Origin of the sequence: Bordetella genomosp. 9 (assembly GCF_002261425.1) — a bacterium.
Classification (GTDB): Bacteria; Pseudomonadota; Gammaproteobacteria; order Burkholderiales; family Burkholderiaceae_B; genus Bordetella_C.
Genome location: NZ_NEVJ01000003.1, coordinates 2311675 through 2336292 on the forward strand (window position 1 = coordinate 2311675; position 24618 = coordinate 2336292).

Annotated in this window: 19 protein-coding genes; 7 read left to right on the forward strand and 12 right to left on the reverse strand. The window is 67.5% G+C overall.

Annotated elements, in window-relative coordinates; all coding sequences use genetic code 11:
- From CAL26_RS21600 to tssA, 9 genes are all read right to left on the reverse strand, one after another.
- The gene (locus CAL26_RS21600; protein WP_179283426.1) at positions 1–1995 is read right to left on the reverse strand and encodes a type VI secretion system Vgr family protein; all 1995 of its coding nucleotides are present in this window, start codon (positions 1993–1995) and stop codon (positions 1–3) included.
- Positions 1985–4684 carry a type VI secretion system ATPase TssH gene (gene tssH / locus CAL26_RS21605; protein WP_094848766.1) on the reverse strand — a complete coding sequence of 900 codons (2700 nt, stop codon included), beginning with the start codon at positions 4682–4684 and terminating at the stop codon, positions 1985–1987. The genes CAL26_RS21600 and tssH overlap by 11 nt, the downstream gene beginning before the upstream one ends.
- Before the next feature lie 25 nt (positions 4685–4709).
- Positions 4710–5759, reverse strand: a complete 1050-nt coding sequence (tssG, locus tag CAL26_RS21610) for a type VI secretion system baseplate subunit TssG (RefSeq protein ID WP_256988554.1) — start codon at positions 5757–5759, stop codon at positions 4710–4712.
- A complete protein-coding gene (tssF, locus tag CAL26_RS21615; protein ID WP_094848768.1) occupies positions 5744–7657 on the reverse strand; it encodes a type VI secretion system baseplate subunit TssF in 1914 nt (637 codons plus the stop codon). The genes tssG and tssF overlap by 16 nt, the downstream gene beginning before the upstream one ends.
- A complete protein-coding gene (gene tssE, locus CAL26_RS21620; RefSeq protein ID WP_094848769.1) occupies positions 7654–8178 on the reverse strand; it encodes a type VI secretion system baseplate subunit TssE in 525 nt (174 codons plus the stop codon). The genes tssF and tssE overlap by 4 nt, the downstream gene beginning before the upstream one ends.
- Before the next feature lie 118 nt (positions 8179–8296).
- Positions 8297–8800: a type VI secretion system tube protein Hcp gene (locus tag CAL26_RS21625; protein ID WP_094848770.1), complete on the reverse strand. Its 504-nt coding sequence runs from the start codon at positions 8798–8800 to the stop codon at positions 8297–8299.
- 102 nt (positions 8801–8902) lie between these two features.
- Positions 8903–10405, reverse strand: a complete 1503-nt coding sequence (gene tssC / locus CAL26_RS21630; RefSeq protein ID WP_094848771.1) for a type VI secretion system contractile sheath large subunit — start codon at positions 10403–10405, stop codon at positions 8903–8905.
- 25 nt (positions 10406–10430) lie between these two features.
- Positions 10431–11006: a type VI secretion system contractile sheath small subunit gene (gene tssB / locus CAL26_RS21635; RefSeq protein ID WP_094848772.1), complete on the reverse strand. Its 576-nt coding sequence runs from the start codon at positions 11004–11006 to the stop codon at positions 10431–10433.
- A gap of 14 nt (positions 11007–11020) precedes the next feature.
- A complete protein-coding gene (tssA, locus tag CAL26_RS21640; protein ID WP_179283427.1) occupies positions 11021–12277 on the reverse strand; it encodes a type VI secretion system protein TssA in 1257 nt (418 codons plus the stop codon).
- Between the two features lie 315 nt (positions 12278–12592).
- Here tssA and CAL26_RS21645 point away from each other — a divergent pair, with 315 nt between their 5' ends.
- Together CAL26_RS21645 and CAL26_RS21650 are read left to right on the forward strand one after the other, a co-directional pair.
- Complete coding sequence (locus CAL26_RS21645) at positions 12593–13585, forward strand: DUF3626 domain-containing protein (protein WP_179283428.1); 993 nt, start codon at positions 12593–12595, stop codon at positions 13583–13585.
- Positions 13586–13663: 78 nt separating this feature from the next.
- Positions 13664–14467 (forward strand): alpha/beta fold hydrolase, encoded by an 804-nt coding sequence (locus tag CAL26_RS21650; RefSeq protein ID WP_094848775.1) that lies wholly within the window; start codon positions 13664–13666, stop codon positions 14465–14467.
- A 31-nt stretch (positions 14468–14498) separates the two neighbouring features.
- On the opposite strand, the gene CAL26_RS21655 is transcribed toward CAL26_RS21650, so the two are convergent.
- Positions 14499–15116, reverse strand: a complete 618-nt coding sequence (locus CAL26_RS21655; RefSeq protein ID WP_094848776.1) for a hypothetical protein — start codon at positions 15114–15116, stop codon at positions 14499–14501.
- Positions 15117–15545: 429 nt separating this feature from the next.
- Between CAL26_RS21655 and CAL26_RS21660 the strand changes: the two genes are divergently transcribed.
- Positions 15546–16067 (forward strand): MgtC/SapB family protein, encoded by a 522-nt coding sequence (locus CAL26_RS21660; RefSeq protein ID WP_094848777.1) that lies wholly within the window; start codon positions 15546–15548, stop codon positions 16065–16067.
- Between the two features lie 70 nt (positions 16068–16137).
- Here CAL26_RS21660 and CAL26_RS21665 read toward each other — a convergent pair whose 3' ends face one another.
- Positions 16138–17619, reverse strand: coding sequence for an aminotransferase-like domain-containing protein (locus CAL26_RS21665; RefSeq protein ID WP_094848778.1), 1482 nt, complete (start codon positions 17617–17619; stop codon positions 16138–16140).
- Between the two features lie 217 nt (positions 17620–17836).
- Between CAL26_RS21665 and CAL26_RS21670 the strand changes: the two genes are divergently transcribed.
- Genes CAL26_RS21670 through CAL26_RS21685 form a run of 4 tightly spaced genes read left to right on the forward strand, consistent with a single transcriptional unit; the run spans position 17837 to position 23668 of the window.
- On the forward strand, positions 17837–21118 hold the full coding sequence (locus CAL26_RS21670) for a response regulator (protein WP_094848779.1): 3282 nt from the start codon (positions 17837–17839) through the stop codon (positions 21116–21118).
- Positions 21094–21948, forward strand: coding sequence for a CheR family methyltransferase (locus tag CAL26_RS21675; RefSeq protein ID WP_256988555.1), 855 nt, complete (start codon positions 21094–21096; stop codon positions 21946–21948). The genes CAL26_RS21670 and CAL26_RS21675 overlap by 25 nt, the downstream gene beginning before the upstream one ends.
- Positions 21945–22562 (forward strand): chemotaxis protein CheB, encoded by a 618-nt coding sequence (locus tag CAL26_RS21680; protein ID WP_094848781.1) that lies wholly within the window; start codon positions 21945–21947, stop codon positions 22560–22562. Before CAL26_RS21675 ends, CAL26_RS21680 begins: the two co-directional genes overlap by 4 nt.
- Positions 22559–23668 carry a hybrid sensor histidine kinase/response regulator gene (locus CAL26_RS21685; protein ID WP_094848782.1) on the forward strand — a complete coding sequence of 370 codons (1110 nt, stop codon included), beginning with the start codon at positions 22559–22561 and terminating at the stop codon, positions 23666–23668. Before CAL26_RS21680 ends, CAL26_RS21685 begins: the two co-directional genes overlap by 4 nt.
- Here the strand turns inward: CAL26_RS21685 and CAL26_RS21690 are convergent.
- Positions 23634–24611 (reverse strand): sterol desaturase family protein, encoded by a 978-nt coding sequence (locus CAL26_RS21690; protein WP_094848783.1) that lies wholly within the window; start codon positions 24609–24611, stop codon positions 23634–23636. The genes CAL26_RS21685 and CAL26_RS21690 overlap by 35 nt on opposite strands.
- Between the last annotated feature and the right edge of the window lie 7 nt (positions 24612–24618).

Here is a 24618-nt window from a genome sequence, read left to right on the forward strand (position 1 = left end):
TCAGTTCCGCTTCACCGACGTGCCGTCGTCGGCCTTCCTGGGATGGTCGGGCGCGGTGGTGGAGCCGCCCGGCCCGCTGCCGGCGGCGCCGCCCGAGTTCAGCAGCACCATCGGCCCCGATATCTGCACGCCGGCAGGCGTCACCGAGACGAAGCTGTCGCCGACCTTGAGCGACAGCATGGCGGTGGCCTCCAGGACCAGCGTCGCGCCGGCCTTGACGTGCACGAGCTCGCTCTTGACCACGTATTTTTCGCCGGCTTCATGGACGATGGCCAGGCTGGCGTTCAGCGACACGTCGCGCGCGCGCGTCAGCTGGCTTTCGTTCACCGTGACGTGCTGTGATTTCGCTTCGACCAGATGGGCGTTCTTCACGATGGTGTGGGAATCCTGGCCGACGTAGGCCAGGCTGTCGCGCTCGATATAGTTGTCCTGGTTGCCGTCGGTGTAGAGCAGGATCTGCAGCTTGTCGTCGTTGAAGCGCAGCTCGTTGCGCTTGCCGGCATTCTTGCCGCCCGTGCCCTGCGTATGGAAAGTCGACACCGCGGCGGCATCGGGCAATACATAGGGCGGCTTGTTCTTGCCGTTGTAAAGGCCGCCCACCACCAGCGGCTTGTCGGGATCGCCATTCAGGAAGTGGACCAGGACTTCATGATCCTTGCGCGGCAGGAACATGGCGCCCCAACGGCCGCCGGCCCAGGGCTGCGCGACGCGCACCCAGCAGCGCTGCATGATCTTGCCGGCCGCGGGCGGATTGAATTGTTCCCAATGGAACCGCACCTTGACGCAACCATGCGCGTCGGTGGCGAAGTCGTCGCCGTCCGGCGCGACGACCGTGGCGGTCTGCGGACCGACGTTGGGGACGTGCGCCCACGGCGCCGGGTAGTAATGGCTGTTGCGCGGGATCGCCGCGAACCGGCAGTCGAACAGCGCGCGATGCCGGCCGCCCGCCGCCTTGCGCGCCAGGAGCCGCTGTCCATCGTTCATCCGGTACTTCACGTCGGTGACCAGGTAATCGCCGTCCTGCTCCGTGCACGGGTGGCCGGACAGGCCGAACCAGCCGCCGGCGGCCACGCCCACGGCGGTGGCGCGGCCATGCACCCGCGCGGCGCGTGCCAGATGCGTGTCGAGCTGGACGCGGGCATAGCGCTTTCCCACAGCGTCGTCGACATACCAGCGTGCCGGCTCCTGGTGCTCGTAGTCCTTGTCTCCGGCCGGGTCGTCGGCCTTGGCCTTCAGGCCCCCGGAGGCGCTACGGCCGACGTTCAGATAATCGAAGGCATTGGCCTCGCTCAATCCCGCCACGACGCGTCGCGATGCACGCCAGTCGTAGACGGCATCGGCGGCGGCCCCGCCGTCCCGATCACGCCTGACAGGGTCGAAGGGGATCGTTCGGTAGTCCTTGATGGCTTCATGCTGCTGCGTGTCGTCCACCAGGACCAGCGTGTCCGTACCGTCCTGCTGGTGCTCGAAGTAGTAGTAGATGCCTTCCCGCTGCAGCAGGCGGTTGAGGAAGTTGAAGTCCGTCTCGCGGTACTGCGTGCAATGGTCCAGCTTGGGATAGGACCGGGTGCAGGCGTTGCGGAACCCGACCTTGCGCTCGTCCAGCAGCACCCGCACGATATCCGGCACCGACTGGTCATGGAAAAAACGGCAATGCGAGGACCGCGTCAATCGCCACACCGTCGGGCGGATGATCGCGCGGTAGGCCTTCCGGGGCAGTTCGGCATTCCTGGTCAGTACACCCAGCTCCAGCAGGCTGAACTGCGCGACGATCCCGTTCAGGAAGCGGTCGCCGCGCTGCCCCCGCACGGTGATGCAGACATTGCTGCCGAGGAAACTGGGCGACGGCTCGCCGTTCGCGCAGGAAAACAGGATCTTGATCTTGTAGGGCCGGCCCAGGCGCTCGCGGCCTTTCACGTCGTGCAGCAAGGTGTCGGCCGGAAGCCGGGCGCCGGATATCCGCAAGGGCCGTTCGCCTTGCGCGTCACTCGCCATCGGCAGCCTCCGTGCTTGCGTCGCTGAGCGCGTAGCGGAATTCGCCGTCGCCGGCATCCACGCGGATCTCGCGCGGCACCCGTCCTTGCTTGCGCCACTCCAGCAGGCGCCGGCCGACGCCGGGCAATACCGCCTGCATCAGCACCGCGTCGACCAGGCGCGCGCCGCTCTGCCTTTCGTTGCAGCGGGCGGTGATCTCGTCGACCACCGCGTCCGTATAGGAGAAGGACAGCGCGTCGCTGCCATGCAGGCGTTGCGCCAGGCGGTCGAGCTGCAGGCGCACGATGCGGCGCAGGTTCGCCGGCGCCAGCGGGTAATAGGGAATGGCGGTCATCCGGCCCAGCAGGGCGGGCGGGAATACCTGCAGCAGCGGCGCGCGCAGCGCTTCCAGCAGCTGTTCCGGCGCGGGGTATGGGGCATCGTCCACGCACAGGCGTTCGATCACGTCCGAACCCGCGTTGGTGGTGAGCAGGATCAGGCAATTGCTGAAGTCGATCACCCGCCCTTCCCCGTCTTCCATCCAGCCTTTGTCGAACACCTGGTAGAAGACCTCATGCACGTCGGGATGGGCTTTTTCCACTTCGTCCAGCAGCACGACGCTGTAAGGACGGCGCCGCACGGCCTCGGTCAGGACGCCGCCTTCCCCATAGCCGACGTAGCCGGGCGGCGCGCCCTTCAGGGTGGAAACCGTATGGGCTTCCTGGTACTCGCTCATATTCAGGGTGATGACGTTGTGCTCGCCGCCGTAAAGCACGTCGGCCAGGGCCAGCGCGGTCTCGGTCTTGCCGACGCCGGACGGGCCGGCGAGCAGGAACACGCCGACGGGACGGCCGGGACGGTCCAGCCCCGCGCGCGCCGTCTGGATGCGGCGGGCGATGCATGCCGTGGCCGCGGGCTGGCCGACGATGCGGCGGTCGAGCGTCCTGTCGAGTTCGAGCAGGCCGTCGATTTCGTCGTTCAGCATCCGGCCCACGGGAATGCCGGTCCAATCCTGCACGACGGCGGCCACCGCATGCCGGTCCACGCAGGCAGCCACCAGGGGCTGGTCGTCCTGGGTCGATACCAGTTCGGCCTCCAGCCGCGCGAGCTCGGCCAGGCAGTCCGGCGCGGGAACGTCGCCTTGAGTTTCCGCTTCGGTTTCCGCTCCGGCTTCGATCAGCCTGGCGCGGCATCGCGCGATCCGGGCGACCAGCGCCGCCTCGGCGTTCCAGCGCGCTTCCAGCGCGATGCGGGCCTGCTCCTCGCGCACCAGCGCGGCCGCGATGTCGGCCGCGCGCGCGCCGTCGCCCAGGCCCAGCGCGGCCTCGCGCTCCAGCAAGGCCAGTTCGGCGCGCAAGGCATCGATGTCGGCGCGGCGGCGGTCCAGGGCCGCGGGCGTCGCATGCCGGCTGACCGCCACGCGCGCGCAGACGGTATCGAGCAGGCTGACCGCCTTGTCCGGCAGCTGGCGGTCGGGAATGTAGCGATGGCTGAGCCGCACCGTCGCCCGCAGCGCGTCGTCCAGGATATGGACGCCGTGGTGCGACTCCATGGGCGCCACCAGGCTGCGCAGCATGCGCAGCGCCTTCTGTTCGTCGGGCTCGTCGACGGCGACAGGCTGGAAGCGCCGCGTCAGGGCCGGGTCTTTCTCGATATGGCGCTTGTACTCGGCCCACGTAGTCGCAGCGATGGTGCGCAAGGTGCCCCGCGCCAGGGCCGGCTTCAGCAGGTTCGCCGCGTCGCCGGTGCCCGCCGCGCCGCCGGCGCCCACCAGGGTATGCGCTTCGTCGACGAACAGGATGATGGGCTTTTCCGCCGCCTGCACCTGGTCGATCACCTGGCGCAGGCGCTGTTCGAATTCGCCCTTCACGCCGGCGCCGGCCTGCAGCAGGCCCACGTCCAGCGTGCGCAGCGCCACGTCGCGCAACATGGGCGGGACATTGCCCGCCACGATGCGCTGTGCCAGCCCTTCGACCACGGCGGTTTTGCCGACGCCGGCCTCGCCCGTCAGGATGGGATTGTTCTGGCGCCGCCGCAGCAGGATGTCGATAACCTGGCGGATCTCGTCGTCGCGGCCGACGATGGGGTCCAGCTTGCCGTCGCGGGCCAGCGCGGTCAGGTCGACGGTGTAGCGTTGCAGCGCCTGCTGGCCGGGCTCCTGCCCCGGCGGCGATCCCGCGGCCTGGTTGGGCGGCATGCCCTCCAGCAGGCCGTCGGCGCCGGTGGCGCCTTCTTCCGGCGAACCGCGCAGCCACGCGCCGAAGCCCTCGTCCAGGACGGCATGGTCGATGGCGGCGAACTGGCGCGAGATGCCGATCAGCGCCCGCCGCAACGATGGCGTGCGCAGCATGCCCAGCAGCAGGTGCGCGGTGCGCACCTGGACTTGCCCGTACTGCAGCGACGCGTACATCCAGCCGCGTTCGGCCGCTTCTTCGAGCTGGCTGGAAAGATCCAGCGTCCTGCCCGCGCCGGGCGGCAGCCGATCCAGCGCGGCCGTCAGATCCCGCGCCAAGGCGGCGTTGTCGATCTGGAAATGGCGCAGGACGCGCAGCAGGTCCGAGTCATGGGACTGGAGGACCTGGTGCAGCCAGTGTTCCAGTTCGACGTGCGCGTGGCCGCGCAGTTTGCAGAAAGTGGTGGCGCTTTCCATGGCTCGATAGGCGAGCGGGGAGAGTTTGCCGAATAAAGCAGCGCGGCTGATTTCCGCCATATTTCAAGGTCCTTGGTCGCGCCGGTCAGCGCCTGGAGTAAGTGTTTTCGCGCGGCTGGATACGCACGGCGGGCGTTACGCCGGCGGCCGTGCGACGGCCCAGCCAGCTGGTGTATGCCAGCCGCGCGTGGCCATCCAGCCGCATGCATGCCGCGGCTTCGCGCGTCAGGCGCAGTTCGATATCCCATTCCAGCAGCCCGCCGGTGTAGAGCCGGACCCAATCGACGAGCCGCCGGTGGCTGGCGGTGCCGGGCAGCAGGCGCCGCATGTCGCCGGCCCCGACCGGCCCGATCAGCACGCGGAATTTGCTCTGCCGGTCCCACACGCGCCTGCCGATGACCAGGCCGCGGCCCAGTGGATGGCGGGAGGCCCTGCCGCCCAACCGGGTGCGGTCGCCGGCGCCCAGCCGCAACCACGTACCGACGAACTGCATGATCCGCACGGGCAGGTCGAAGTACTGGCCCAGCAGCAGCCCCAGGCCGCTGGCGTGACGGGTGCGCGTGGACAGGAGGCCGCAGAACTGCAGCCTGTCCAACACGTCTCCCACATCCGCGACATTCCGTTCGCCTGGACTTGCCGCGCCCGCGACCGCGCCGGACCAGCCGCACAGGCTGCCGACGTAGTAGCCATAGCCGGCGGACGCAGGCCGCTCCGGGTCCATCCCCACCACGGGTTGGCCGGCCGCCCAGGCCCGGTAGAACAGGCATAGCTGGCGATGGTGGAACACGTCGGCGAACGCGGCGAGCGTCGCGTCGCCGGCGTGCGCGATGCGGTTGTGCACGTACTCGGCCAGGTGCAAGGGCATGGGGCCGTTCACGCCGAACAGGCCGCCGACATTCACCGACAGCCGCGCCGGCCGGTCGTCGCCGGCCGGCTGGTAGGCGTCCAGTTCGGCCGCGACGAAACCCAGGCGGGGCCGCTGTCCGAGCCTGACCGCATCGTCGCGAGGATGCCGTGAATAGCCCAGCCGCGGCCGGTCGCGATGCGCGGCCTCGATGAGCCGCAGCGCCTGGAAGAAGCCGAAACGCCGCGTGTCGCGAGCCAGCGGCCCGTCCGGACCTACAGGGTGTGGCACAGGCCCTCCGTGCCGGCCCATCGCATGATCTCGCCCCGTGTGGGCGTGCGCACGAGGGTTTCGGCAAAGTGGTTGATCGACACATAGCCCGCGAAGAAGGCCTGCAGCACAGCGGAGAAAAGAAAGGCGCCGCCGCCCTGGAAGGCGCCGTCGTCCAGGGTCAGTGTGACTTCCAGGCCGCGCCCGAAGGCCGCGCGCCCCGGCGTGGGCAACCTGCGGGTGATCCCGCGCGATCGCACGCCGGCGATGCCGGAGATCTGGCGCCTGCCGACGACGTCGGTCTCGTGGCAGTACAGGTCCAGCAGCTCCCGTATGCCGCGCCCGCCCGCGCCCTCGTCGTCGAACAGCGAGCGGTGATTGAGCGCCAGGTGGTTCAGCAGGCGCCAGGTCGATGCATTGGCCGTCATGCCGGGCCGCGGTTCGCTCGGCCCGGCCACGCAGCGGATGCCGCGCACCGGCATTTCGTCATCGAAGAAAAAATCGGTGGTGCCCACACCCACGGGCATCGACAGCGGCAGGTCGCGATTGGTGCACAGTACGTCCAGCCCCAGCTGCCGGATGTCCTCGCTCAACGGCGCGGCGTCCATATCGAGCAAGGCGATGAACACGTCGCTGCCCATGTAGCGCGACCGCGGACCGTCACGCAGTTCCCGCTGCGTTGCCCGGCGCGGCTCGCGGCGCAGCTGGAAAAAGCCCCCGCCGGCACGGCGCTGCGCTTCCGGATCGCGGACCCGGAAGAACGGCTCGAACGTGCGCGGCCGGGTATCGGACGCGCCGTAACCGTGGGCCGCCTCCACGCCATGGATTTCGAGGTCGATGGGCCGGCTGCGATCCGGTACGACGTGGAACTCGAACTTGCCCGGATCCAGGATGAGCCGGTCGGAACGGCAGGGAAACAGGTTGATCGCCGGCGTGCAGTTCAGGCAGAAGTTCGACGGGCCGATGACGCGTTCGAGATGCGGGTCGTGGTTGTCCAGCAGCAGCACGACGTCGAAGGCGGAGTCGTCGCGGCCCCGCAAGGCATCGCCCAGGCCATGCAGCGCGACGAACAGATATCTTTCCGGAAAGGCGAAGTACTCCTGCAGCAGCCGGTAGCCGCGAAAAGCCTGGCGCGATGGCGGCAACAGCGCTTCGTGGTCGGACAGTCCCACCGCGGCGACGCAGTCCGCGCCCAGGGGCGCGAGCCAGCCCCGGGCCGAAGTGCCCGCCCCCGCCCGGCCGGCGGCATGCGACGCCGCGGGCGCCGACAGCCAGCCCTGGATGACGTGGCCGACCAGAAGCTCGTAGAGCCGGGACGGCAGCGCGTCCGCGCCACGCAGGAACAAGACCAGCTTGTCCATCGCCAGGGCATGCGCGGGCATGCCGCCCGTCAATGAAAACCGCAGGCGCAGCATGGCCTCCGGCCGCTGGCCATTGTCGATGCGCGCGCCGTTGATGCTACCGACGCAGGGTGTGTATTCGGCGGCATCGAGGCGCAGCGGCCAGAGCGTCACATCGTGCGCGGTCCGGTACTCGCAGCGCGTCGTGCCGAACTTGTCCAGATGACTTTTCAAGGCCGTGCCCCGCCCGACCCGATAGCCGCGCGCCAGGCCAGGATGCCCCCATTCGGGTTGCAGCTGGATCACCGTCATGGACGGGGTGGGCGCAAGATACTGGGGGTAGATCATCTCGGCGAGATGCCGCGTGAAGCGGGGGAATTCGGCCTCCAGCCGCATGCGGGTCCGCGCCGCCAGGAAGCTGAAGCCTTCCAGCATGCGCTCCACGTAAGGATCGGCGCATTCGAAGCTTTCCAGCCCCAGGCGGCCGGCGATCTTGGGATAGGCTGCGGCGAACTCGCCGCCCATCTCGCGCAGGTAGCGCAGCTCCTCGCTGTAGTACCGCAGGAATTCCGGATTCATTCACGCCCCTGTGTGGCGCCCGGGGCGACCGCGATCTGGCCGTTTTCCAGGTCCAGCTCCGTCATCAGGTACAGGCGTTCGGGATACGGTTGTGCCCAGAGATCGCCCTCGACCAGGAAGGCCATGGTGTTGCGCCGGGCGTCCTGGTCTGGCGGCACGGGCGACACCTTGAGCGTATCGACCAGGATCCGCGGTTCGAAGCGCCGCAGGGTCTCGGCGATGTCCGCCGCCAGCCGCAGCCGGTCGACGTTGGACGCGACCTTGCCGGCGTAGTCGGGCAGTCCCGCGTTCAATACGGAACCGGCGATCTCGGGATACGCTTGCGGCCCGCTCTCCAGTCCGGGGATTTGGAGCCGGCGCGCATTGAGCAGCTGGCGAACGTCGCGCAGCACGCCTTCGCGCAGCTGGCGCAGCGAGATCACCCTGTGCTCGCGCAATTCCAGGGCCGATCCGGGGTCCAGGTCGGTAAGCCTGTCCAGTAGCGCCGGCTGCAGCCGATTCCTGCTGACAAGTTCGGTCATCTCGCGTGTGCAACCATCAGATGAAGAAACGATGGAAAGACGGCCGGACCGCCTGATCGGCGGCCCGGCCATACCGGGGTGGCGCTTCGATAAAGCGCCATCCCGTTCAAGCCGCCTGTCAGAACGCTTCGTGCGTGACGCGGTCGTAGCCGCGCGTGCCGGTGGGCTTGAGGGTGCCGTCGTCGATCACCTCGAAGGTGTCGATGGTGATCCGCTTGTAGTCGATGGAGAAGTTATCGACACCGCCCACGGAGCCCGGTTGGAAATCGATGATGTAGCAGTTCTCCAGCTTCCACTTTTCGGCGATAGACGGCGTCTTTTCGCCAGCCCGCGTGTATTGGTAGATGGTGATTTCGGGCACCTCGAGCCGCTTGTCGAATGCGGAAGCCAGCTTGGGCGTGGCCGCCGACGTCGGCTTGGACACGGTGACGTCGCTGTACACCACACTGCCCGGACGCATCTGGCCGCCCATCTTCAGACGCCCGGAGTTGCCGGCTTGATAGCTGGCATGGAACAGGTCGACCTGCTTTTCCGCGCCGGCGAGCTCGCAAGCACCGGGAATGTCCTTGCCGAAATCGCCGGTCCAGCGAATCGGTTGATCTTTATAATCCATGTCGTTCATGCGTTACTCCTGATACGTGATACGCAAAAAATGCCGAACACCGGGCCCGGCGGCGGGTATGCCGCCGGACCTATACGGCGGCGCAATGACGCGGCCGACGTATTACTTCCCTTCGACGGCGGGAAGCTTGCTGACCAACCGCAGCGAAACGGTCAGCCCTTCAAGTTGGTAGTGGGGCTTCAGATAGATCTTCGACGTGTAGAAGCCGGGATTCCCCTCGACTTCCTCGACCGTCACGGCCGCGTCGCTGAGCGGCTTCATCGCCTTGACGATTTCCGACGACTGCGTCGGCATGCCGTCCATGTACTTCAGGATCCAGCGGTACAGCCAGCGCTGCATCTCTTCCTTCGTCTTGAAAGAGCCGATCTTGTCGCGCGCGATGCACTTCAGGTAATGCGCGAAGCGGCAGCAGGCGAACAGGTACGGCAGGCGGGCGGACAGGTTGGCGTTGGCGGTGGCTTCCGGATCGTCGTATTCGGTCGGCAATTGCAGGGACTGCGCGCCGATGAAGGCGGCGGTGCCGCTGTTCTTCATGTGTACGAGCGGCAGGAAGCCCGCCTTGGACAATTCGGCTTCGCGGCGATCGCTGATGGCCACCTCGGTCGGGCAGATGACGTCGACGCCGCCGTCGTCGGTGGGGAACATGTGCACCGGCAATCCGTCCACGGCGCCACCCGACTCCACGCCGCGGATGCGCGAGCACCAGCCGTATTCGATGAAGGACCGGTTGATGTTGACGGCCATCGCATACGCCGCGTTGGCCCAGGTGAAGCGTTCCGGGTCACCCGATCCGGTGTCTTCCTCGAAGGCGAACTCATCCACCGGGTTGGAGCGCGCGCCGTACGGCGTCCGGGCCAGGAAACGCGGCAAGGTCAGGCCGATATAGCGAGAGTCCTCGGATTCGCGCAGCGCGCGCCAGGCGGCATGTTCCGGCGTCTGGAACAGCTTATTGATGTCGCGCGGGTTGGCCAGGTCGCGCCAGGACTCCAGCAGCATGACCGATGGCGCTGCGCCGGCGAAGAACGGCGTATGGGATGCGGCGCAGATCCTGCCGATCTGGGTCAGCAGGTCGACGTCGCGCGCGCTGTTGTCGAAGTAGTAGTCGCCCACCAGGGCGCCGTAGGGCTGGCCGCCGAACTGGCCGAATTCTTCTTCGTAGATCTTCTTGAAGAAGGGACTCTGGTCCCACGCCGAGCCCTTGTATTTCTTCAAGGTCTTGTACAGATCCGTCTTCGAGACGTTCATCACGCGGATCTTCATCTGCTCGCTGGTTTCGGTATTCGATACCAGGTAGTGCAGGCCGCGCCATGCGCCTTCCACGTCGCGGAACTCGGCGCAGTTCAGGATCCTGTTGATCTGCAGCGTCAGCTTGCGGTCGATCTCGGCGATCATGGCCTGGACCGTATCCATGACGTCGGCCGAAATCAGCGTCGCGTCCTTGAGGGCGTATTCCGCCAGGGTGGTGATGGACCGCTCCACCGCACGTTTGGCCTCGTCGTTCTTCGGCCTGAATTCCTTCAGCAACAGGCTCGAGAAATCGCTGCTGGCGCCCTCGATTTCCACTAGTCCGTTGGCCTGTTCGGCCGCCGTCACTGCTTCACTCATGTTCTAACCTCGTATCCTGGGGAATTTACGATTGGGGTGCCGCGCCTTCCGGCTGGTCGGCCGCGGGCGCCTGGCCGGCGCCGGCATCCGGTCCTTCCTGGCCTTCGGCTGGCGCGGCCGGCCGCGCGAGCGTCTGCATCAGCGCCGGATCGGCCAGCAGCTGGGAGACCATGTCTTCCGCGCTGACCTTCCCATCCATATAGGTCATCAGGTTGGACAGGTGGCTGCGCGCTTCCAGCAGCCGGCGCAGCGGCTCGACCTTGCGCGCGATCGCCGCGGGCGAGAAATCGTCCATGCATTCGAAGGTGATATCCACGCCCAGGTTGCCCTCGCCGGTCAGGGCGTTGGGCACCGACGTGGCCACGCGTGGCTTGATCGCGGCCATGCGATCATCGAAGTTCTCGCTGTCGATCTCCAGGAACTTGCGCGCGGCGACCGGCGGCAGCGCTTCGAGCGACTGTCCGGACAGGTCGGACATCACGCCCATGACGAAGGGCAGGTTCACCTTCTTTTCCGAACCATTCACCTCGACGTCGTACTCGATCTGCACACGAGGCGGACGCATGCGCCCGATGGACTTCTGACTGTTTTCCTTGGCCATCCGGAATATCTCCGTTAGTGGGTTGAATAAGCTTCCGACGGATCGATACCGGGTAGGGACACCTCGGGGCGAATGCCGAGAAGAATGCCGATCTCCGCGGAGCCCTGCGGCGCCAGTTCGGACATGAGCTCGATGAAGTTCATGGGGATGAGCCCCTTGGCGCGCTGGAGCAGGACCGGCACGGGGCTGCCGGGTTCCTGTTGCGCGTAGTACTCGCAGATGCGGTCCAGCAGGCGCGCGACGTCGTCGCGGCCGCGGATGTCGCGGTCCGCGCCGGCATGGCCGTCCGCATGGCTGCCTGCATGGATTCCCGCGTAGGTGCCGCCTGCGACTGCTTCGCCCGAGGCGGTGTCCGGCCCCGCCAGGCGCTGGCCGGATCGCAGCACGTCGGGATGGCGCGACAGGTAGTCGCGCAACACCCTGGCCGCATGGCGCAAAAGCCGGGGCAGCTTCTCCACGGCCAGCGCGTGACCGGGCTCGACACGGCGCGCCAGCAGATCCTCGATGCGTTCGAGGCTGGCGCTGGCCTGCTCCAGCCAGGCCAGGCAGGTTTCGATTTCCGCGCGGCTGGCGGCATGCACGGCGGCCTCGACGACCGCCGGTTCCGTCGCGGTTTCGCCCTGGCGCGGGCTGAGTTCCCCGGTGGCGAGTTCGATATCCCGCGGGCTCACGGCGCCGAAACCCGCCGTCCGCACCAAGGCCGCGAGCCGCGCCTGCCGCAGCAGGCCATCGACGTCATCGAGCGCCACCAGGGTGTTCAGGCGCTCCACCGGATCCTTGTCTTCGTCCAGGGCGGGATGCAAATGGTCCCAATGGCGCTCGATGCTGGCTTCGAGCAGCGCCAGTCCGTCGGCCAGGCCCGCGTGTCCATGCAGGCCGGTCAGGCAACGTGCGTTCCACACCAGCACGCGCAGGTCGCGGGTACGTGCCAGCAGCTTCGATATCGCCGGCCTGACCGCCCGCCAGTCGGGATCGGCGGCGTCGATGCGCATGTCGCCGTACTCCACCGCGGCCGTGCCCTGCATGAGGCGGGCCAGCTCGATATAGTCGGCGTCGTACTGCAGGTCGGGACCGCAAGGCGCGTCGGGCGCGATGTCGCCCAGATACGCGTCCAGGTCCATGACGCCGGCGCCCTGTCGGACGTGCCCCGCACCGTCGCCCGGCGCTTCCCGCACGACGCCGTACGCCACGCCGGAGGCCTGCATGGGCTCCGGCGGCGCGGCGCCATCCTGATGCGCGGCTCGCTCGGGAAGTACGTCTTGAACAGACACGATAATGTCTCTCTGGGGCAGCAGCACGCTGGCTTGTGACTGGGGCTGCATCGATACGAAGCGAGTCGCTTCGATCTGGCGATGCGGGTTGCGCGAGGCACATCCTGTGGGATGCACGCCGACGAACGAAACTTTACGTGCGCGCCGCGGTCGCCAGAATCCGAGAAATCTGAGGACGTCGAGAAATCGCGCGCCTGGGATCGCCTCATGTTGCGCGTCGATCACTTTGAGATTTATCGGCAGGCCATGATCGCGGCACGACGCTATGTTCTGGTCTCAGGCAATTCCGCCGATCACCACATGACGGAGACATCGATGCCCACGACGATCGACAACCCTGGCCTCGCCCGCATGCGCCTCGCGCGCAACCAGGTATTGGGAATGCGTCAGTACCTGAAGGACGATGGCGACTACACGGAGCGCGCCTTCCAGCGCTATGTGCGCATATGCCGCCCGCCCCGCGACCTGGAACGCCGGAACTTCCAGGCCATGGTCAAGGTCCTGACCGATGCACGCGTCACCATCAACTTCAATGCCGCGACTTTCTTCACGGGGGAGTGCGCCTACGAGAGCTATATCAACTGCTTCGAACGCGCAGCGCAGGGCCTGGCGCCGCCCCATTCACTCAAGCAACGGGATCAGGTCGAGACGCGGGTGTTCGATTATCCCGGGAAGGACGAATACCATGCGGGGCGCGGCGCCGGCAGAAAACCCGCGCAGGTTCGAATGCAGATCCAGCACTACGCCGCCGACTGGCAGCGGTATCCGATGATGCGGCCGCGTTACGGCGCATTGGACTTCGGCTACTGCGTCAACGGCGGCGTGGGCAGCGATTACTACGGAAAATCCTTATTCATCCTGGAGGACTACGTCAAGGCGGCCAGCAGCTATTCGCATACGGACTCCTTTTTCGTCGAGAAGGACTTCCGCGCACGCCGGGCGGAATACGGCGGCGTGGCGCCCCAGGCACACCAGGCCATCGCGCTGTTCCACGAGATGCCCAAGCTGCTCTATTACTGCCATCCCTTCATGCTGCGGCAGATCTACCGCTATGCCAGCGGGGCAGCCACGCGCGGCAGCGAGCGCAGCCTGCCCGGCGTCCTCGATGGCAAGCTGAATTACATCGAGTGCCAGATGCAGACGGACGTGCGGTTCTCGCGCGACGTGCGGGGCATGGTGATCTCGCACGGCGATATCCAGGCCGCGGCCGCCGCCTACCGCAACAAGGGCTACCAGGCCTACCAGATGCGGAAGTTCGCGCAGCGCTTCGCGCACCGGCATGGATTCCCGGTCCGCTTCGTCGACTGACGAGTCCGGCGCGGGGCGGGGGCGGGCTAGAATCGAGGCGCCGAGTTCCGGCCCGCCGCTACGAATCCGCCATCCGCGATGCCTCACGATTTTCCGTATCCGATCCATCACGCCTCCGCCGACGACCTGGCGCATGCCGTCCATGGCGCCGGCCAGCCCGTCGTACTGGTGCATGGATCGCTGTGCGATCTGCGCTATTGGAAGGCCCAGGTGCCGGCGCTGTCGCGCGACTTCCGCGTGTATTCCGTGAGCCTGCCGGGTTATTGGCCGGCAGCGGCGGACACCGACCTGGCGGGCTTTTCCGTCGAGGACCATGCGGACGCGCTGGCGGCCTTCATCGACCGGCATTGCGGCGGACGCGCGCACGTCCTGGGACATTCGCGCGGCGGGCGCGTCAGCTTCCAGCTGGCGCGTCGGTATCCGGACAAGGTGGACGCGCTGGTGCTTGCCGATCCCGGCCTGGTGCTGAGCGAGCATGACGACAACCGGGACGATTTTCGCCGCCGCGCGCTGGAATGCATACGCGCCGGCAGGATCGAACCCGGCCTGGCCTTGTTCATCGACACGGTCAGCGGCGAAGACACCTGGCGCCGCATGGTGCCCTGGTTCAAGGATATGGTGATCGCCAACGCGCATACGCTGACGGCGCAGGCGCATGAGGCGCCCTACATGCTGACGCCGGCGGACGCCGGGTCGGTTCCGCACCCGGCATTGCTGATAGGCGGCGCGCTCAGCCCGCCGCCTTATCCCGCGGTGCTCGATGCCCTGCAGGATTGGTTGCCGAACGCGCAGTCGCTGCGGATCGCGGGCTCTTCCCATGGCATGAACCTGGGGAATCCGCGCGCCTTCAACGAAGCGGTCCGGCGCTTCCTGGCCGCCTAGCGGCCGCCGGCCCGCGGGTCAGATGGCGGCGTCAGGCGCCGGAGCCGCGGATGCTGTCCGGGCTGAGCTTGCCGTTGAACAAGTCTTCCAGCCGCTTGGAACGCGCGGGCAAGGGCGGGGGCATCCCGGCATCGGGCTGTTGGGCGGGCGGCGTACCGGGGCTGATGCCCGGCTTCAGGCGCACGCCGCAGTAGGCCGGACTGCCGGCCGGCGTGCCAGTGCTGGTGGTCCGGGCGGGACTGGACGACGATCGGCTCGACCACGCGCCGGGCGAGCCGTCGGGATCGTCGATGCGCGCCGCGCCGGCCGATGGCCTCGCGCCGGGCGCGACGGCCGCGGCCGTGCTGCCGCTCATCGCCGGGATGTCAGCGCCGCCCATCATGCACGTGCCCGTGACCGGCCGCAGCGCCAGCCTGGCCAGGCTGGCGCGGGGCCCGCCGCCCGGGCGCGTGCCGATCAAGGTCGTCTTGGGGGTGCGGGCATGAATCAGCCGCTCCACCAGCCGGCTGATCGAGCGGGCGGCGCGCGTGACGCGGCTCCTGCAAGTCCGGAATACGCGCGCGCCCAGCCGGCCGCGCGGCGTCTCGATGCCAGCCATGCCCGCCGCGCCCAGGGCGGACGGCGAGGCGCCGGGTAACTGTATAGCCATTTGATGAATCTCCAAGGCCCTGTCGTGACGGGGCGTGAAAGACGCCGCGGCGCGCGGATCACGCACGCCGGGCGCGTGCCGCACGCGAACGCCGGCCACTGTATCGTCGGCAGGATTCCCGGTCTGTCAGGCCGCGCCGCGCAGGGACCGGCGCGCCGCGCGTCCCGCGACGGAAAGGCCGCCCGGCAAGCTTCCTGCACGGGCGGTGATTCGTAGGACTGTTTGACCACATGTAGGACCAACTAACCCGAACTCTCCCGTCGCACACCGTTGCGGCATCGGTCCGGATCCCCATGCCATCGTCAGGAGCGCCGCGACTTGCGCCGTGCGGCGCTCGGGCGCGCGGCGGCCGCCCGCATGGCCCCGTGGTAAAACACCGGCGACGGCCCGCCGGCGGCGCCCTGCCCCCATCCCCATACGGAGCGACGCATGACCACTCTTTCCGCCACCGTGTGGCAGACCCTGCAGGAAGAATTCTCCGATATCGCCGACGCGCAGGCCTATACGCGCATCGTCACGCGCCTGCTCATCGCCGTGCTGCTGGGCGGCCTGATCGGCTACGAACGCGAACGCAGCGGCAAGGCCGCGGGCCTGCGCACCCATATGCTGGTGGCCCTGGGCGCGGCGCTGTTCGTATTGGCGCCGCTGCAGGGCGGGATGGAAGTCAATGACTTGAGCCGGGTGCTGCAGGGCGTGATCGCCGGCATCGGCTTCCTGGGCGCGGGCGCCATCATCAAATCGAGCGCCGAAGGCGAGGTCCGCGGACTGACCACCGCGGCCAGCATCTGGCTGACGGCGGCGATAGGCATCGCGGCGGGCATGGGCAAGGAAGTCGTGGCGATCGTCAGCGCCCTGATGGCGCTGGTGATACTGGATGTGCTGCACCGGGTGGAGCGGCGCATCAACGGCAGCGCGGCGAACCCGCGCCCGGGCTCGGACGGCCAGGCCTGACCCGCCGCTGTCGCCGCCCGCCCATATCTCCGCCCGTAGCTCCGCCCGTAGCTCCGCCCATATCGCGGCGTTAACCGCCGCGGTTGTCGCCGCGGTTGTCGCCTCGGGCGGATACCTGCCGGGCGACGATCTCGCCCAATACCCGCATCGCGTCTTCCAGGGTGTCGTCCCAGGGATGGCCATAGTTCAGCCGCAGGCAGTCGCGGAACTCGCCGCGCGGCGAAAAGATAGGCCCCGGCGCGACGCTGATGCGCTGCTCCAAAGCCGCACGGTAGACGGCCAGGGCATCCGCGCCGGGCGGCAACTGCACCCACAGGAAATACCCGCCCTGCGGGCGCGAGGCCCGCGTGCCTTCGGGGAAATGGCGCGCCAGCGCCGCCATCATCAGCTGCTGCTGGCGCGCCAGCGTCAGGCGCAGCTGGCGCAGATGGCGGTCGTAGCCGCCATGGTCCAGGTACTCGGCCAGGGCCAGCTGGTTGGGACTGGGGGAAGCCAGCGTCGTCATCAGCTTCTGACGTTCCACGTCACGCGCGTAGCGTCCGGCGGCGACCCAGCCGACGCGGTAGCCCGGCGCCAGGCATTTCGAGAAAGACGCGCAATGCAGCACCAGGCCGTCGCGGTCATAAGCCTTGGCGGGCAGCGGCCGCACCCGCCCGAAATACAGCTCGCCATAGACGTCGTCTTCGATCAGCGGGATGCCATGTCGGGCCAGCAGCCCCACCAGCGCCTGCTTGCTGCTGTCCGGCATCAGGCTGCCGGTGGGGTTCTGGAAATTGGACATGATCCAGCAAGCGCGCGGGCGATGGCGTTCGATGGCCTGGGCCAGCGCGTCCAGCTGGATACCCGTGCGCGGGCTGGTCGGCACTTCCACCGCATGCAGCTTCATGCGTTCCAGCGCCTGCAGGGTGGCATAGAAGGCCGGCGACTCGATCAGCACCGTGTCGCCCGGCCGCGTGACCGCCAGCAGGGCGAGCTGCAAGGCTTCCATCGCGCCATTGGTAATGACCAGGTCGTCGCCCTGCACGTCCATGCCGTCGATCAGGTAGCGCACGGCGATCTGCCGCCGCAGGGCGGCATTGCCCGTGAACATGTCGGCGATGCTGCTGCGCGGATGCATGCGCCGCAGGCCCGCCTTCAGCGAAGACGCCAGACGCATCAAGGGAAACAGCGTGGGCGCCGGAAAGGCGGAGCCCAGGGGAATGGTATCGGGGTCGCGCACGGACCCAAGGACGTCGAATACCAGCGCGGCGACGTCCACCTGCGCGGCGTCGCCATCGGGACGCGATATCTCCGGCTCGGGCGGCGGACGCCGGGTCGGGCTGACGTAATAGCCCGAGCGGTCGCGCGCCTGGATGTAGCCGCGCGCCTCGAGCAGGTAATACGCCTGGAATATGGTGGACACGCTGACGCGGCGCGCGGCGCTGGCCTGCCGCACGGACGGCAAGCGGTCGCCGGCCCGCAGCGTCCCGGCCTGGATGGACCGGGCGATATCGGCGGCGACGGCTTCGTAGCGCTTGAGCGGCGCGGCCCGGGTGGAAGGGGAATCTGGCATGGCTGCTAAGGTAACAATTCCCACGCGCCGGCGCGACAGAAGCGCCGTTTCGTTGCCGATTTGACCATATCCCCCCGCCCGCGAGACCGGTCATGCCTGGAAGTCCCGCCGCTGGGCACGATACTTGCTATCAGGGCGCCCGCTGCGATACATGAAGTAACGTGCGGTACTATTTCCACCGTCGCTGCGATAAGGCGAAGCTTTCAACCGGAACGTCATGCAACTGTCCCACAAAAACGACGATATGCCCGTCCATCTGGGCATAGCGATCCTTAGCGTGCTGATACTGGCCATCGACATCGTGACGCCGCTGGGCGTGGCGATATGGGTGTTCTACATGCTTCCGGTGGTGCTCAGCGTCTTCCAGCGCAATCGCTACGTCCCGTTGATGGTCGCGCTGCTGGAGCTGGTGTTCATCATCGCCGGCACCTTCCTGCCCCTGGGCGGCAATGTCCCGACGCAGAACCTGATCAACCGCAGTTTCGGCCTGGTGACGATGTTCACCACCGCGCTGCTGTGCATGCAGGTCATCACCGCAAGGCTGAACGCGCAGCGGCTGATGTGGCTGCAGCAGTCCGAGAACGCCTTGGCGCAGGACCTGCTGGGCGAACTGAGCGTGCAGGAAATCGGGCAGAACGCCCTGCGGGCGCTGGCCAAGGTCACCAATGCACAGGTAGGCGCGATGTACCGGCTCCACCGCGGCGCATTGTCGTGGGTCGGGGGCTACGCGCGCGACCGGGCCGACGCGCCCGACGCCACGCCGGGCCGCGGCATGGCGCTGGAAGTCGCCAACCATGGCGCCCCGCTGGTCGTGCGCGACCTGCCTCCGGGCTACACGCGGGTCACGTCCGGCGTCGGCGAAGCCGCGCCGCGCGTCCTGGTGGTTGCCCCCATCACCGCCGACGGACGCGCGCAGGGGGTGGTGGAACTGGGATTCCTGCAGGACGGCGGCGATTTCGAGCGCGAGCTGGAACTGCTGCGCACCGGCGGCGAAGTCATCGGCGTCGCCCTGCGCTCGGCCCTTTACCGCGAACACCTGAAGGAGCTGCTGGAAGAAACGCAGCGCCAGAGCGAAGAACTGCAGACGCAGCAGGAAGAGCTGCGCGTCTCCAACGAAGAACTGGAAGAACAGGGCCGCGCCCTGCGCGAATCGCAGACCCGCCTGGAACAGCAGCAAAGCGACCTGATGCAGAGCAATGCGCGGCTCGAAGAACACACGCAGCGGTTGGAGCAGCAGAAGCGCGAGCTGCAGCGGGCCCGCGCCACGCTGGAAACCAATGCGCGCGAGCTGTCCCGCGCCAGCCGCTACAAGTCGGAATTCCTGGCGAACATGTCGCATGAATTGCGCACGCCCTTGAACAGTTCGCTGATCCTGTCGCAGATGCTGGCCGATCCCAAATCGGCGAACATGGCGCCCGGGGAAATACAGCGCTACGCCCGCACCATCCATGCGTCGAACGCGGATCTGCTGACCCTGATCAACGACATCCTGGACCTGTCCAAGATCGAGGCCGGCCATGTGGATATGGCGCCCGAGACCGTGTCGGCCGCCGGCGTGCTGGAACCGCTGCGACAGATGTTCGAGCCCATCGCCGCCGGCAAGCAGCTGGATTTCCGCATCGACATCCACGACAGCGCGCCGGCCACCTACGTGACCGACGCCGCCAAGCTGCAGCAGGTGCTGAAGAACCTGCTGGCGAATGCCTTCAAATTCACCGAACAGGGCGAAGTGGTGCTGACGGTACGGGGCGTGGCCGACGGACGCGTGGCGTTTGCCGTCAGCGATACGGGCATCGGCATCCCGCCGCACCAGCAGGAAGTCATTTTCGAGGCCTTCCGCCAGGCCGACGGCACCACCAGCCGCAAGTACGGCGGCACCGGGCTGGGGCTGTCGATCTCGCGTGAACTGACGCGCCTGCTGGGCGGCGAGCTGCGCGTGGAAAGCGAGGCCGGCAAGGGCAGCACGTTCACCGCCGAGATCACCTCCGACCTGGCCGCCCATCTGGCCGCCACCGAAGCGCAGGCGGCCACGGCCGCCGATGCGGCAAGCCGGGAGAGCGGCGCGGAAGCGGGCGGCGATGCCCCCCTGCCCGCCACGGCGCCCACCAGGACCGCGGCATCGCCCGCCGACAGCGCGGGCGCGGGCATGCGCGCCGCCTTCGCGCGCTTCGATCGCAGCCAGCGTGCCGAGGCCGGCGACGCCGCCCCGCGCGCGCCGTCGGGCTCAGGAACGGGCCTTGCCGGCGCCGGCGAGCGCACGCTGGGCCCCGCGCCCAACATCGGCATCTTCCGGCCGGCGCGCGGCGATATCGAGGAACGCCGCCACGAACGCATGGTCATGGTGATCGAGGACGACGAGCGCTTCGCCGACATCCTGTACGAACTGGCGCACGAACTGGGCTTCGATTGCGTGCTGGTTTCGCACGGCGCCGAAGCGATGCGCCTGGCGCGCGAACTGCGTCCCAGCGGCATCCTGCTGGACGTGGGCCTGCCCGACCAATCGGGCCTGAGCGTGCTGGACCAACTGAAGCAGGATCCGGCCACCCGCCACATTCCCATCCACGTCGTGTCGGTGGCCGACCACATACAGACGGCGCTGGAACTGGGCGCGGTCGGCTATGCGCTGAAACCGGTGGCCCGCGAGGAACTGGTGGAAGCCTTCAAGCGTGTGGAGGAAAAGCTGCAGCGGCGCGCCAGCCGCCTGCTGGTGGTGGAAGACGACCCCGACCTGCGCGCCAGCATTTCGCTGCTGCTGCAGGCCGACGATATCGAGATCACCACGGCGGGCACGGTGGCCGAAGCCCTGGAACACCTGGCCACGCGCACCTTCGACTGCATGGTCATGGACCTGATGCTGCCCGACGCTTCGGGCTACGAGCTGCTGGAACAGATGGGCACCGGCCGCAAGTACGCCTTCCCGCCGGTGATCGTCTATACCGGCCGCGCGCTGACCCGCGACGAAGAACAGCGCCTGCGCCGCTATTCGCGTTCCATCATCATCAAGGGCGCCAAATCGCCGGAACGGCTGGTGGACGAGGTGACGCTGTTCCTGCACCGGGTGGAAGCGACCCTGCCGCCGGACCAGCAGAAGCTCCTGATGCAGGCACGCCAGCGCGACATGGTGTTCGAAGGCCGCCGCGTCCTGCTGGTGGAAGACGACGTGCGGAATATCTTCGCCCTGTCCAGCGTGCTGGAACCGCTGGGCGCGAAGCTGCTGGTGGCCCGCAACGGCCGCGAAGCGCTGGACGCGCTGGCCAAGGACGCGCACGTGGACATCGTGCTGATGGACCTGATGATGCCGGAAATGGACGGCCTGACCGCGACGCGGGAGATCCGCAAGCGGCCGGAATTGCGCGACCTGCCCATCATCGCCCTGACCGCCAAGGCCATGACGGATGACCGCCGCAATTGCCTGGAGGCGGGCGCCAACGACTATATCTCCAAGCCGATCGACGTGGACAAGCTGATTTCGCTATGCCGAGTCTGGATGCCCAAGTAAGCGGCCCCGCCGCGATGGACGCGCTGTTCGACCTGGAGCTGAAGCTGCTGCTGGAAGCCGTCTACCTGCGCTACCAGCACGACTTCCGCGGCTACGCCGTGGCGTCGATGCGCCGGCGCGTCAGGCAGGCGATGACGCACTTCGGCTGCGACACGGTCAGCCAGTTGCAGGACATGGTCCTGCACCAGCCCGAGATTTTCGCGCGCATGCTGCAGTACTTCACGGTGCAGGTCAGCGAGATGTTCCGCGACCCGGAATATTTCCAGGCCGTGCGTGAACACGTGGTGCCGGTGCTCAAGACCTATCCGTCGGTGAAGCTCTGGGTGGCCGGCTGCAGCAGCGGCGAGGAAGTCTGGTCGCTGGCCATCCTGCTGGACGAAGAACAACTGCTGTCGCGCACGCTGATCTACGCCACCGACATCAATACCGACGCGCTGCACCAGGCCGAAAGCGGGATCTACCCGGTGGACCGCATCGCCCAGTTCAGCCGCAACTACCGGGAAAGCGGCGGCACGCGCTCGCTTTCGGATTACTACACCGCCAACCTGCACGACGCCCGTTTCGACCGCCGGCTGCGCGAGCAGATCGTGTTCGCCGACCACAGCCTGGCGACCGACAGCGTATTTTCGGAAGTGCATTTCGTCTCCTGCCGCAACGTGCTGATCTACTTCAACCGGGAACTGCAGGATCGCGCGGCGCAACTGTTCCATGAATCGCTGATACGGCGCGGGTTCCTCGGCCTGGGAACGCGCGAAAGCCTGCGCTTTTCCTCGCAGGCCGGCCGCTTCACGGAAGTCGCGCCGCGCCAGCGCATCTACCAACGCCTATGACGACCGCCGCCCCGCTCTCCTCCGCCGCGATCGAGCTGGTCGCCATCGGCGCATCGGCCGGTGGCGTCGATGCCATCGGCACCGTGCTGGACGCCCTGCCGGCCGACTTTCCGGCGGCCATCGCCATCGTCCTGCATCTGCCGCCGGACCGGCACAGCCTGCTGGCGGAGCTGTTCGCCGCGCGCTGCGTCCTGCCGGTCAAGGAAGTGGAAGACAAGGAATTCATCGCGCCCGGCATGGTCTATATCGCGGCGCCCGACTACCACATGCTGGTGGAGCCGGACCGTTCCTTCGCGTTGTCGCAGGACGAAGCGGTGAACTTCTCGCGGCCATCGATCGACCTGCTGATGGAATCCGCGGCCATCGCCTACCGCGATCGCCTGCTGGGCATCGTGTTGACGGGCGCCAGCCAGGACGGCGCGGCCGGCTTGCAGCGCGTGCGCGCGCTGGGCGGACAAGCCTGGGTGCAGGATCCCGATAACGCGGACTCTCCCGCCATGCCGGCCAGCGCCATCGCGCAGGCCGGCGCGGACCGCATCATGGACAAGGCCACGCTGGCGCTCGCGCTGGCGGCCTTAGGCAAAGACCCTAGAAATAACGGAAATCGACCGTGACTGAAAGCGTCAACATCCTGGTGGTCGACGACATCGCCCAGAACCTCGTGGCGGTGGAAGCCCTGCTGGCCAGGCCAGGCATCCACATCCTGCAGGCGCGCTCCGGCGTGGAAGCGCTGGAGCTGCTGCTGGCGCACGAAGTGGCCCTGGCGCTGATCGACGTGCAGATGCCGCAGATGAACGGCTTCGAGCTGGCGGAACTGATACGCGGCAGCGAGCGCACCCGCAGCGTGCCGCTGATCTTCCTGACCGCCGGCACCAAGGAGCGCGAAGCGCATTTCCGCGGCTACGAGGCCGGCGCCGTGGATTTCCTCTACAAGCCCCTGGACGCCGACGTGCTGATCAGCAAGGTCAATGTCTTCGTCGAGCTGCACAACCAGAAGAAGCTGCTGGCGCGCCAGCTGGAAGAACTGCGCCAGGCCCTGACGCTGAACGAGATGTTCACCGCGGTGCTGGGGCACGATCTGCGCAACCCGCTGTCGGCGGTGCTGCACGGATCGGAGCTGCTGCTGCGCGGCTCCAGCGACCCCAAGGTGCAGACCAACGCCCAGCGCATCCGCTTCAGCGCCGGCCGCATGGCCCGCATGGTGGACCAGTTGCTGGACGTCGCGCGCATCCGCTCGAACGGCCTGGTGCTGCAGCCGGTGCGCAGCGATTACGCCGGCGTGTGCCGCGCCATCGTCGACGAAATCGCGGATCCCGCGCAGCGCGAACGCGTGCAGCTGCACGTCCAGGGCGACTGCCATGGCGATATCGACGTGGACCGCTTTTCGCAGGTGGTGTCGAATCTGCTGGGCAACGCCTTGCAGCATGGCGATCCCGCGCATCCGGTGCTGGTGCGCATCGACGGCGTCGCGCCGGACCGCATCGTCGTGCAGGTCGCCAACCAGGGCGTCGTCCCCGCCGATCTGCTGCCCAATCTGTTCAACCCCTTCCATGCCAGCATGGAAAGCCGCGCGAACAAGAACGGCCTGGGCCTGGGGCTTTATATCGTGAAGAAGTTCATCGACGCGCACGGCGGCACGGTGAGCGTGCGGTCCACACGCGCCGAAGGCACCGTGTTCGAGATCGTCATGCCTCGCGCGAGCGGCGGCGGCGCAGCGTGAACAGGCGCTTGAAGCCCAGCCACTGCTGGGCCAGGAAGGTTTCGCCGTAATCGTGGCCGCCAGCGTCCGGCAGCTGGTCGGCGATGCCCGTGGGGCCGAACTTGCCGTCGAAGCGGCCGGTGCGGAACAGGACGTCCCATATCGGGAAGATCACGCCGTAATTGCTGCCCACCACCTTGCCGGTGGGCGTGGTTTCGTAGGCGATGCCGTGATGCTCGCGATGGAAGCGCGGGCTGACCAGCAGGCGCTCGCCCCAGCGGCCGAAATGCAGGCGCAGGTTGGCGTGGGAAAAGCTTTCGACCAGTTGCAGGATCGCGACGATGGCGACGAACTGCGCGGGCGGCACGCCGATCAGCTGCGACACCACCACGATCACGATGTCGTGCAGGACGTCGTCCAGCAGGTGGTTGCGGTTGTCGCTCCACATGGTCATCTGACGCTGGCTGTGATGCACGGCGTGCAGCGCCCACATCCACTCGAAGGTGTGCTGGGCGCGGTGATACAGGTATTCGACCAGATCGAAGATGAGCAGGTAGATCGCCAGGCTGACCAGGGGATTGTCCGTCACGCCGGGCCACAACTGGTCCAGCTGCAAGGTCGCCAGGCCCCACACGTGCAGGGTGCCGAAGATGTCGTCCCAGAAGGGGTCGATGGCGAAGAACAGCGCGACGCGGAACACGCCCAGGCGATGGATGATCGTGTACAGGATGTCCAGGCGCACGGCGCGGCGGTCGGTGACCGCTTCCACCGGCCGCCAGCGCTGCAGCGGCCCGATCACGCAGATCAGCACCGCGATCTGCAGCAGGCCGGCGATCAGCCACAGCGTGGCGTCGTAGGCGTCTTCGATGACGCCGGACAGCCCCAGCTTGTACAGCACGGGCTGGATGACGGACTCGAACAGCCCTTCCTGGGCCATGCCGATGAGATGATTGAACGTATCCATCGCGAAA